This is a genomic window from Geobacillus sp. E263 (assembly GCF_007197795.1).
GTDB classification, from domain to species: Bacteria; Bacillota; Bacilli; order Bacillales; family Anoxybacillaceae; genus Parageobacillus_B; species Parageobacillus_B toebii.
Map to the genome: position 1 here is coordinate 85,179 of NZ_CP041632.1, position 11,939 is coordinate 97,117.

General features: G+C 45.8%; 9 protein-coding genes. 8 read left to right on the top strand and 1 reads right to left on the bottom strand.

What is annotated here, in order from left to right:
* Positions 1-28 precede the first annotated feature (28 nt).
* From FNL97_RS00430 to pyrG, 8 genes are all read left to right on the top strand, one after another.
* The gene (locus tag FNL97_RS00430) at positions 29-1,207 is read left to right on the top strand and encodes an acetyl-CoA C-acetyltransferase (RefSeq protein ID WP_143414776.1); all 1,179 of its coding nucleotides are present in this window, start codon (positions 29-31) and stop codon (positions 1,205-1,207) included.
* Between the two features lie 443 nt (positions 1,208-1,650).
* Positions 1,651-2,502: a 3-hydroxybutyryl-CoA dehydrogenase gene (locus tag FNL97_RS00435; protein WP_015865346.1), complete on the top strand. Its 852-nt coding sequence runs from the start codon at positions 1,651-1,653 to the stop codon at positions 2,500-2,502.
* A 21-nt stretch (positions 2,503-2,523) separates the two neighbouring features.
* Positions 2,524-3,663 (top strand): acyl-CoA dehydrogenase, encoded by a 1,140-nt coding sequence (locus FNL97_RS00440; protein ID WP_062678151.1) that lies wholly within the window; start codon positions 2,524-2,526, stop codon positions 3,661-3,663.
* 20 nt (positions 3,664-3,683) lie between these two features.
* Positions 3,684-4,823, top strand: a complete 1,140-nt coding sequence (locus FNL97_RS00445) for an acyl-CoA dehydrogenase (protein ID WP_062678150.1) — start codon at positions 3,684-3,686, stop codon at positions 4,821-4,823.
* Between the two features lie 27 nt (positions 4,824-4,850).
* Positions 4,851-5,483 (top strand): TetR/AcrR family transcriptional regulator, encoded by a 633-nt coding sequence (locus FNL97_RS00450; protein ID WP_015865343.1) that lies wholly within the window; start codon positions 4,851-4,853, stop codon positions 5,481-5,483.
* A gap of 16 nt (positions 5,484-5,499) precedes the next feature.
* Complete coding sequence (gene icmF, locus FNL97_RS00455; protein WP_081188496.1) at positions 5,500-8,757, top strand: fused isobutyryl-CoA mutase/GTPase IcmF; 3,258 nt, start codon at positions 5,500-5,502, stop codon at positions 8,755-8,757.
* A gap of 237 nt (positions 8,758-8,994) precedes the next feature.
* Positions 8,995-9,543, top strand: a complete 549-nt coding sequence (gene rpoE, locus FNL97_RS00460) for a DNA-directed RNA polymerase subunit delta (RefSeq protein ID WP_205729479.1) — start codon at positions 8,995-8,997, stop codon at positions 9,541-9,543.
* Positions 9,544-9,712: 169 nt separating this feature from the next.
* On the top strand, positions 9,713-11,308 hold the full coding sequence (pyrG, locus tag FNL97_RS00465) for a CTP synthase (RefSeq protein ID WP_143414778.1): 1,596 nt from the start codon (positions 9,713-9,715) through the stop codon (positions 11,306-11,308).
* A 56-nt stretch (positions 11,309-11,364) separates the two neighbouring features.
* Here the strand turns inward: pyrG and FNL97_RS00470 are convergent, their stop codons facing one another.
* Positions 11,365-11,895 carry a DUF2529 domain-containing protein gene (locus FNL97_RS00470; protein ID WP_143414779.1) on the bottom strand — a complete coding sequence of 177 codons (531 nt, stop codon included), beginning with the start codon at positions 11,893-11,895 and terminating at the stop codon, positions 11,365-11,367.
* Positions 11,896-11,939: the final 44 nt, after the last annotated feature.

Consider the following 11,939-nt stretch of genomic DNA (forward strand, 5'->3'; position numbering starts at 1 on the left):
AGACATATAAACAAAGGGGAGAGGTTTTATGGGAAAAACGGTTATTTTAAGTGGGGTTCGCACACCGTTTGGAAAATTCGGTGGAGCACTGCAGCCGCTTACGGCACCCGAGCTTGGCGGCATTGCGATCAAAGAGGCGCTTCATCGAGCTAACATTAGCGGTGAGCAGGTCGATCAGGTGATTTTAGGAACGGTGCTGCAAGGTGGACAAGGACAGCTTCCATCCCGTCAAGCGATGCGTTATGCCGGCATTCCATGGGAGGTGCGGACGGAAACGATTAATAAAGTATGCGCTTCAGGAATGCGGAGCGTTACTCTTGGTGATCAAATTATCCGCCTAGGAGATGCGGAAGTCATCGTCGCAGGCGGAATGGAATCGATGAGCAACGCGCCATATATTTTACCAAATGCTCGTTGGGGATTACGAATGGGCGATTCTACCGTAAAAGATTTAATGGTGTATGACGGGCTGACATGCAGTTTCACCGGTGTGCATATGGGTGTGTACGGTGGTGAAACGGCGAAAGAATTAGAAATTTCCCGCAAAGAACAAGATGAGTGGGCATACCGCAGCCATCAGCGGGCGATCGCCGCGATGGAAGCCGGATTATTAGCGGAAGAAATCGTACCAGTGGAAGTTCCGCAACGTAAAGGAGCGCCGCTATTGGTGGAGCATGACGAAGCACCAAGAAAAGATACATCTCTCGAAAAGCTGGCGAAGCTTCCGCCTGTATTTGACCCAGAAGGGACGGTAACAGCGGGGAATGCACCTGGGGTCAATGATGGTGCTGCGGCGCTCGTGTTAATGAGCGAGGAAAGAGCGGCGCGGGAAGGAAGAAAACCGCTCGCAACGATTTTGGCACACACATCGATTGCAGTGGAAGCAAAAGACTTTCCGAAAACGCCAGGGCTTGTGATTAACGAATTGCTTCGCAAAACAGGGAAAACGGTCAATGACATCGATTTATTCGAAATTAACGAAGCGTTTGCCGCAGTTGCATTGGCTAGCATCAAAATCGCTGGCATCGATCCAGAAAAAGTGAACGTCAATGGCGGCGCGGTCGCATTAGGCCATCCGATCGGCGCAAGCGGTGCGCGCATTATCATTACATTGATTCACGAATTAAAACGCCGTGGCGGCGGCATCGGAATCGCGGCGATTTGCAGCGGCGGCGGTCAAGGCGATGCCATTATGGTACAAGTATAGAAAAGCTGAGGTCGCCCCAATTTCGCCTAAAGGCGGCCCGCATCCTGCGGGCAACGGCGAAATGTCGCCGTCCTGGCTCCGCGAAACGCGCTGGAGGGCCCGCGAGGAGGCTCAGACCAAACAAAGTTTGGTCTTGCGTGGGTTGTTCAGGGAAGTTAACTCAATGTGTTGCCGCCGGAGCTAGACAGAGAGAAAAGCGGAGGCAGCGCAATTTCGCCTAAAGGCGGCCCGCATCCTGTGGGCAACGGCGAAATGTCGCCATCCTGGCTCCCTCGAAGCGAAATGTTCTTTGCGCGCGGAAGTGCTTGCACTTCAAGCGAAGGTTATTTCGCACAAGGGAGCTAGCCTCTGGAGCTAGACAATAAGAAAAGCAATGGTCTCGATATTCCATCAGACAAACTGTACTTCACTTAGAAATGACTAAGGATAGGGGATGTGGAACAATGGACGTCAAAACGATTATGGTTATCGGTGCAGGACAAATGGGATCTGGCATTGCGCAAGTGTGCGCGATGGCAGGATACGACGTTTTCTTGCATGATATTAGCCAACAACAGCTCGACAAAGGATTGGCGAATATCGAAAAATTGCTGTCACGCCAAGTCGAAAAAGGAAAATTGACAGAAGAGGAAAAAGAGGCGACATTGTCGCGGCTTACTCCTTCAACCGATTTGCAAAACGCCGCGAAAGCCGATTTAGTCATTGAAGCGGTCGTCGAAAACATGGATGTTAAAACAAAGTTGTTTGCCCAGCTTGATGAAATTGCTCCGCCGCACACGATTTTGGCGACAAACACATCTTCACTGCCAATTACGGAAATCGCAGCGGCGACGAAGCGGCCGGAAAAAGTGATTGGCATGCACTTTATGAATCCGGTTCCTGTAATGAAACTTGTAGAAATTATCCGCGGATTGGCTACCGCCGATGAAGTATATGAAACGATTGAAGCGATTACGCGCAAGCTGAACAAAGTTCCGGTGGAAGTCAATGACTTCCCAGGCTTTATCTCGAACCGCGTGCTCATGCCGATGATTAACGAAGCGATTTACGCGTTATATGAAGGGGTCGCGACAAAAGAAGCGATTGATGAAGTAATGAAGCTTGGCATGAACCATCCGATGGGGCCGTTGACATTAGCGGATTTTATCGGGCTGGACACGTGCTTATACATTATGGAAACACTTCATGAAGGATTTGGCGATGATAAATACCGCCCATGCCCGTTATTGCGCAAATATGTGAAAGCCGGCTGGCTTGGCCGCAAAACAGGCAGAGGTTTTTACACGTACGATTAATCAGCAAAGAAGGTGGCATACATGAATTTACACTTTACAGAAGAGCAAGAAATGATGCGGAAGATGGTGCAAGAATTCGCGCAAACGGAAATCGCTCCATTTGTTGAACGTATGGAACAAGGCGAATTTCCGCGCCCGATTTTAAACAAAATGGCCGAACTCGGTTTGATGGGAATTACCGTTCCTGAAGAGTACGGCGGTGCGGGAATGGACTTTATTTCCTACATTATCGCCATCCATGAAATTTCGAAAGTTAGCGCTACAGTTGGTGTCATTTTATCGGTGCATACGTCGGTCGGCACCAATCCGATTTTATACTTTGGAACGGAAGAGCAGAAGAAAAAATACGTTCCAAAATTAGCCAGCGGCGAATATTTAGGCGCTTTTTGCCTTACTGAACCGGGCGCCGGATCGGATGCGAAAAGTTTAAAAACGAAAGCGGTCCGCCAAGGAGACTACTACATTTTAAACGGCTCGAAAATTTTTATCACCAACGGCGGGGAGGCGGATACGTATATCGTATTTGCCCGCACCGATCCGAATGAAAAAGGAAGCCGCGGCATTTCCGCCTTCATCGTCGAAAAAGATACGCCGGGATTTATCATTGGCAAAGACGAGAAAAAAATGGGGCTTCATGGTTCACGGACGGTGCAAATTACGCTGGAAGACGCGAAAGTGCCGGCAGAAAACTTGCTTGGCGAAGAAGGGCAAGGCTTTAAAATCGCAATGGCTAACCTCGATGTCGGACGCATTGGCATCGCCGCGCAATCGCTAGGCATTGCCGAAGCGGCGCTCGAACATGCGACCGCTTATGCGAAAGAACGCATCCAGTTTGGCAAACCGATCGCCGAACAGCAAGGCGTTGCTTTTAAGCTTGCCGATATGGCGACAGCGGTCGAAGCGGCGAAACTGCTTGTCTATCATGCCGCGTTTTTGCGCGCGCAAGGCCTCCCATGCGGAAAAGAAGCATCGATGGCGAAATTGTTTGCCTCCAGAACGGCGATGGAAAACGCCATTGAAGCGGTGCAAATTTTCGGTGGCAATGGCTATACGAAAGATTATCCGGTCGAGCGGTTGTTCCGCGATGCAAAAATTTGTGAAATTTACGAAGGAACAAGCGAAATTCAACGTCTAGTCATTAGCAAATATTTATATCAATAAATAAATGGGGGATCGGGATTATGAACTTTCAGTTAAGTGAAGAGCATGAAATGATAAGAAAAATGGTGCGCGAATTTGCTGAAAAAGAAGTAGCACCGACTGCAGCCGAACGGGATGAAGAAGAACGATTTGACCGCGAAATTTTTAATAAAATGGCTGAATTAGGCCTTACCGGAATTCCATGGCCGGAAGAGTACGGCGGTATCGGCAGCGATTATTTAGCGTATGTCATCGCAGTAGAGGAGTTATCGAGAGTATGCGCGTCTACCGGGGTAACGTTGTCTGCGCACATTTCACTCGCAAGCTGGCCGATTTACAAATTCGGCACAGAAGAGCAAAAGCAAAAATATTTGCGCGCGCTTGCGACAGGTGAAAAACTTGGCGCATATGGCCTTTCGGAACCAGGTGCCGGTTCGGACGTCGCCTCCATGAAAACGAGAGCTGTAAGAGATGGCGACTATTACGTGCTAAACGGCTCGAAAGTATGGATCACCAACGGCGGCGAAGCAGAAATTTACGTGGTGTTCGCCGTAACCGATCCAGAAAAGCGCCATAAAGGAATCAGCGCCTTTATCGTTGAAAAAGGCACACCAGGCTTTTCGATCGGGAAAAAAGAGAAAAAACTCGGCATTCGTTCATCGCCGACAACCGAGCTTATTTTTGAAGATTGCCGCATTCCGAAAGAAAACCTTCTCGGGCAAGAAGGGGAAGGATTTAAAATCGCGATGATGACGCTTGACGGCGGCCGAAATGGAATCGCTGCACAAGCGGTCGGTATCGCGCAAGGAGCCTTAGACGCAGCGATTGAATATGCAAAACAACGGGTGCAATTTGGCAAACCGATCGCTGAACAGCAAGGAGTTGCTTTTAAACTTGCTGATATGGCGACCGCCATCGAAGCGGCGCGCCTGCTTACGTATCAAGCGGCATGGCTCGAAACAAACGGTCTTCCATACGGCAAAGCATCGGCGATGGCGAAATTGTTTGCCGGCGATACAGCGATGAAAGTAACGGTCGATGCCGTGCAAATTTTCGGAGGCTATGGCTATACGAAAGATTATCCAGTCGAACGGTTTATGCGCGACGCAAAAATTACACAAATTTATGAAGGAACGCAAGAAATTCAACGTCTCGTTATTTCGCGGATGCTTACAAGATAAGCATTCCGCGGCATACAGGTGATGCATATGAAAAAACGGGAAGTGATAGCGTCCGTAAAAGATGAAAAACTGGTGAAAAAACGCCGTAATCAAATGATTAAAGGGGCCATTGCCTTGTTTAAACAAAAAGGATTTCACCGCACGACAACGAGAGAGATCGCGAAAGCCTCGGGGTTTAGCATTGGAACGCTTTATGAATACATTCGCCAAAAAGAAGATGTTTTATATCTTGTCTGTGACCGTATATATGACGAAGTGCGCGAACGGATGGAAAAAGATATCGACACCCATCACGGGACATTGGAAAGCTTTAAATTAGCGATTGCCCGTTATTTTAAAGTCATCGATGATTTGCAAGACGAAGTGCTTGTAATGTATCAAGAAGCAAAATCGCTTAGTAAAGAATCGCTGCCATATGTGCTCAATAAGGAAATACAAATGGTCGCGATGTTTGAAAAAATTTTGCAGACGTGTGTCGACAATGGGGTATTTCAACTAACAGAACAAGAAATTAAATTGTTCGCCCATAACATCTTTGTTCTAGGGCAAATGTGGGCGTTCCGCCGCTGGGCGCTGCAAAAAATGTATACGCTCGATGAATACATTGCATTGCAAACGGAATTATTGCTAAAGGGAATTATGGAGAAACGGTCATCATGACAAAGGGGGAGAAAGGGTGGCACATATTTACCGTCCAAAGCATCATGTTCGTTTTGTGACAGCTTCTAGCTTATTTGACGGACATGACGCATCGATTAACATCATGCGCCGCATTTTACAAGCAAGTGGAGCGGAAGTGATTCATTTAGGACATAACCGTTCCGCTAATGAAATTGTGAATGCCGCTATTCAAGAAGATGTGCAAGGAATTGCGGTATCTTCCTATCAAGGCGGACATATGGAATTTTTCAAATATATGTATGACCTGCTTCAAGAACGTGGCGCTTCCCACATCCGCATTTACGGCGGTGGCGGCGGCGTCATTATTCCAAGGGAAATAAAAGAGTTGCACGAATACGGAATTGCGCGTATCTTTTCGCCGGAAGATGGCCGCAAGCTCGGATTGCAAGGCATGATTAACCTCATGCTCGAAGAATGTGATTTTCCGACTGTAACAGAAATTACCGATGAATTAGAGCGGCTGCCAAAAGGGGACGTTCAGGCGATCGCTCGCTTGATCACGCTATGTGAAAACCGTGTTGATGTGACGAATGAAGCAGCTGCGGCGATGGAAACAGTGATGGAAAAAGTAAAAGAGCTGACGAAACCGGTGCCAGTTATCGGAATTACCGGTACAGGCGGATCGGGAAAGAGTTCGCTTACCGATGAGCTTGTCCGCCGTTTCTTAAACGAAATACCAGATATTAAAATCGCGATTTTATCGATTGACCCGACGAAACAAAAAACAGGCGGCGCGCTTTTAGGTGACCGCATTCGCATGAATTCGATCAACACACCGCGCGTGTATATGCGCAGTTTAGCGACGCGAAATTCCCGTTCCGAATTGTCGCTTGCGATTAAAGATGCCATCTCGGTCGTCAAAGCGGCAGGGTTTGATTTAATTATCGTCGAAACAAGCGGGATCGGCCAAGGTGACGCGGCGATTACCGAAGTATGTGATATTTCGATGTATGTGATGACAAGTGAATTCGGAGCGCCAACACAGCTTGAAAAAATCGATATGATTGATTATGCGGATTTAATCGTCATTAACAAATTTGAACGAAAAGGCTCCGAAGATGCGAAGCGTCAAGTGCAAAAACAATATCAGCGCAGTCATCAATTATTTGATAAAGACCTTTCCGAAATGCCGGTATATGGCACGATTGCGAGTCAATTTAACGACCCGGGAACGAATACGCTATTTGTGGCGCTTGTTGACCTCATTAATCAAAAAGCAGGAACCAATTGGAAAACAAGCTTAAAAACCGTATCGAATGTCGAAAAACATAACGTCATTATTCCGAGCGAACGCCGCTACTATTTGCGCGAAATTACCGAAACCGTTCGCAACTATCATAAACGCGTCGAACGGCAAGTAGAAATCGCGCGCCGCTTATTCCAAATCGAAGGAGCGATTGAAGCGGCAAAAGAGCGCGGTGAAAGCGAAGACGTCATCGCGTCTTTAGAGACGCTCAAACAACATTACGAAAACGAACTAACGCCGGAATCAAAACGAATTCTTGATTCATGGGAAGACTTGAAGGCAAAATACTCCGCAAAACAATTCGTGACTAAAGTTCGCGATAAAGAAATCGTAACGGACTTAACGACCAAAAGTTTATCAGGATTAGATATTCCAAAAGTGGCGTTGCCGAAATTCAAAGACTATGGCGAAATTTTGCGCTGGGTGTATAAAGAAAACGTTCCGGGTTCGTTCCCATATACAGCAGGCGTCTTTCCATTTAAACGGCAGGGAGAAGATCCGAAACGGCAGTTTGCCGGGGAAGGAACGCCAGAACGGACGAACCGTCGCTTCCATTATTTATGTAAAGAAGATAAAGCGAAGCGCCTAAGCACCGCGTTTGACTCGGTAACGCTTTACGGTGAAGACCCAGATTACCGGCCAGACATTTTCGGGAAAATTGGGGAAAGCGGCGTCAGCGTCTGTACGCTCGATGACATGAAAAAATTATATAAAGGCTTTGACTTATGCGACCCGCTAACGTCCGTATCGATGACAATCAACGGTCCAGCACCGATTATTTTAGCGATGTTTATGAATACGGCAATTGACCAGCAAGTCGAAAAGCGGGAAAAAGAGCTAGGCCGCCCGCTTACGAAAGAAGAGTACGAAGAAGTAAAAGCATATACGCTGCAAACGGTGCGCGGTACGGTGCAAGCTGATATTTTAAAAGAAGACCAAGGACAAAATACGTGTATTTTCTCCACCGATTTCGCCTTAAGAATGATGGGCGACATTCAAGAATACTTTATTAAAAATAAAGTTCGCAACTATTACTCTGTTTCGATATCGGGATATCATATCGCCGAAGCAGGAGCAAATCCGATTACACAGCTTGCATTTACGCTTGCCAACGGCTTTACGTACGTCGAATATTATTTAAGCCGCGGCATGAAAATTGATGATTTCGCGCCAAACCTTTCGTTCTTCTTCAGCAACGGCTTAGATCCGGAATATTCGGTTATCGGCCGGGTGGCGCGCCGCATTTGGGCGATCGCCATGCGGGAAAAATATGGAGCAAACGAACGCAGTCAAAAGCTGAAATATCATATTCAAACATCAGGCCGGTCGCTTCATGCGCAAGAGATTGATTTTAATGATATCCGCACAACATTGCAAGCGTTAATAGCGATTTATGATAACTGCAACTCGCTGCACACCAATGCCTATGATGAAGCGATCACAACACCGACCGAAGAGTCGGTCCGCCGAGCAATGGCGATTCAGCTAATCATTACGAAAGAATTTGGTCTCGCGAAAAACGAAAACCCGCTTCAAGGCTCTTTCATTATTGAAGAGCTTACCGATTTAGTCGAAGAAGCAGTGTTAAAAGAGTTTGAGCGCCTCAACGACCGCGGCGGCGTGTTAGGCGCGATGGAAATGCAATATCAGCGCGGAAAAATTCAAGACGAATCGATGTATTATGAAATGAAAAAACATAGCGGCGAGCTTCCGATTATTGGAGTAAACACATATCTCAACCCGAACCCGCCGTCTGAAGAAGAGCTGAACAATATACAGCTAGCGCGCGCGACATATGAAGAAAAAGAATTGCAAATTAAGAACTTGCGTGAATTCCAAGAGAGAAATAAAGATAAAGTAGATGCGGCGCTAGAGCGTCTCAAACAAGTCGCGATTAGTGGCGGCAATATTTTCGAAGAGCTAATGGAAACCGTAAAGGTCGCAAGCCTTGGACAAATTACGCGCGCTCTCTATGAAGTTGGCGGTCAATATCGCCGCAATATGTAACGTTGAAAAAAGGAAATCGCTTGCCGATTTCCTTTTTTCATGGCATAAAAAATATGGGTTATGATCTACAATTTCGCTGCAAAACATGCTTTCTACGATTGTCAAAACAATTTTATGAGGAAATTCGCATTTTTTTCAGTAAACATCTAGCATAAACAACGAGAATTTGTTTATAATGAATGGTATGTATTCGAATCGCATTCATCGTCAGTTTACATAGGAAAGGGAGTGCCGAATTTGAGTTTGCAGCAATACTCTCAAGAGGAATTGCGAGAAATGTCGTTTGTGGAACTCGCTAGTCTCGTTTTATCTGAAAAAAGGGAAGCGTTATCGTTCCAACAGCTTGTGAATGAAGTTGCTGCGCTAATTGGTTTATCGGAGCAAGAAGTAAAACAGCGGCTTGCTCAATATTATACAGATTTAAATATTGACGGTCGTTTTATTTGTGTTGGAGAAAATGTCTGGGGTCTGCGCGTTTGGTATCCGTTTGATCAAACAGAAGATGAAACGGTAATGATCGCCAAGCCGAAGAAGAAAAAAGCCCTTGATGATTATGAGGATTACGATGATATTATCGATGATGAAGATATCGATTATGATGATCTTGACGAATATGATGAAGACGAGCTTGATCTTGATGAAGACGAGCTTCTCGATGATGACGAATTTGATCTCGACGACGACGAGGCGTTTGATGACGAACTTCTTGATGACGATGAATTTGACTTAGGGGATGACGAACTGGACGAAGATTTAGATATAGACGTCCCGGAAGAAGACGAGTAATATTCTCTTGACTTTATCCATGGAACTATGTAAAATCTTATCTGGGCTCTTAAAAACAGACAGTACAAATATATCGCTCCCTTACATATACGTAAGCGGAGCGTTTTTTATTTTTGTATTTGGCACACACTTAAACTGTTATATATATTTCGGCAGGGGGGAACACAATATGACAAAATATATTTTTGTTACCGGCGGTGTCGTATCATCGTTAGGAAAAGGGATTACGGCGGCGTCGTTAGGCCGGTTATTAAAAAATCGCGGCTTGAACGTAACGATTCAAAAGTTTGACCCATATATCAATGTAGACCCGGGAACGATGAGTCCGTATCAACATGGAGAAGTGTTCGTTACCGACGATGGCGCAGAAACGGACCTCGATTTAGGACACTACGAGCGCTTTATTGATATTAACTTAAATAAATATAGCAACGTAACAACGGGAAAAATTTATTCCGCTGTGATCAAAAAAGAGCGCCGTGGGGATTATTTAGGAGGAACGGTGCAAGTTATTCCGCACATTACGAACGAAATTAAAGAACGAGTATTTCGGGCCGGTCAAGAAACCAATGCGGATGTTGTCATTACGGAAATTGGCGGAACGGTCGGCGATATTGAGTCGTTGCCATTTTTAGAAGCGATTCGCCAAATCAAAAGCGACGTTGGCCGCGACAATGTAATGTACATTCATTGTACGCTTGTTCCATATATTAAAGCGGCTGGCGAAATGAAAACAAAACCAACCCAACATAGCGTAAAAGAACTACGGAGCCTTGGCATTCAACCAAACGTCATCGTCGTTCGCACCGAGATGCCAATTTCTCAAGATATGAAAGAGAAAATTGCGCTATTTTGTGATATTGATCCGAAAGCGGTCATTGAAGCGCGCGATGCGGATACTTTATACGCTGTTCCGCTTATGCTACAAGAGCAAAAATTAGACCAAATCGTTTGTGAACATTTGAAGTTAGACTGTAAAGAAGCGGACATGACGGAATGGAAGGCGCTTGTCGAAAAAGTGCGCAATTTGTCACGGACAACGAAAATCGCGCTTGTCGGAAAATACGTGGAATTGCAAGATGCGTATATTTCTGTAGTAGAAGCGTTGCGTCATGCCGGATATGCGTTTGACACCGATATTGATATTAAATGGATTAACTCCGAGCATGTAAATAAGGAAAACGCAGCCGACTTATTGAGCGATGCGGACGGCATTCTCGTGCCAGGCGGATTTGGCGACCGCGGCATTGAAGGAAAAATTGAAGCGATTCGTTACGCGCGCGAGCAGAAAGTTCCATTCCTCGGAATTTGTCTCGGAATGCAGCTTGCTTCGATTGAGTTTGCCCGCAATGTAGTGGGGCTGAAAGAAGCTCATTCCGCTGAATTTGACCCGAATACACCTCATCCAATTATCGATTTATTGCCGGAACAAAAGGATATAGAAGATTTAGGCGGAACGCTTCGACTAGGTCTTTATCCTTGCAAATTGTCAGAAGGAACGCTTGCCTACGAAGCATATCAAGATGAAGTCATTTATGAACGCCATCGCCATCGTTATGAATTCAACAATCAATATCGTCAAATAATGGAACAGCACGGATTCGTCTTTTCCGGTACAAGTCCGGACGGCCGTCTCGTCGAAATTATTGAGCTAAAAGATCATCCTTGGTTCGTCGCTGCCCAATTCCATCCGGAATTTACATCACGGCCGACAAGACCGCAACCATTGTTCCGTGATTTTATTAAAGCATCATTAAAACAATAACTGTGGTTGCACAAAAAAGGACTATCTTCCGCATAGGTTAGATAGTCCTTTATTATTTACTCGTATTCTTCTAAAATGTCATAAATGGTAAGCAACAGACAATAGTATGCAAACGAGGCTGTAATGACCGTCGGGAAGCCAATGCGGCTGCCGTCGTCTTTCGGAACGATCGGCTTTAGCAATTTGCTATCGATATGGACATCGGCAATGTCAACTAGTGAGGGTTGCTCGTCTTTGACCACAGCGGAAATGGCGGCAATTTCAAGACCTTGTTCTTTTAATCGTTCGGCAAGACGGATGGCGTCTTTATCATTGGAAAATCGCGCAATCAATAAAACGCGATCCGTTTCATCGATATCATTGCGAAGATGTCCATTTTCCATTAAGCGTACCGCTTTTGGAAGCTTATCTTGTCCGCAGAGAGCCTCGATGACAACGGCTTCCATTTCGTGAAATCCGTGAAGCAAAATGCGTCCGTCTCCGATGATCGCCTGTGCGAGCAGACGCGCCCCATCCTCGAATGCCATTTCTTCTTCTTCGGCAATTTTTTTCAAATAACCGATCATTTGAGTCGTAAAAATTTTCACTGTTCGTCCCCCTTTCGTTGCTATTATATAATAAAATGATTTGT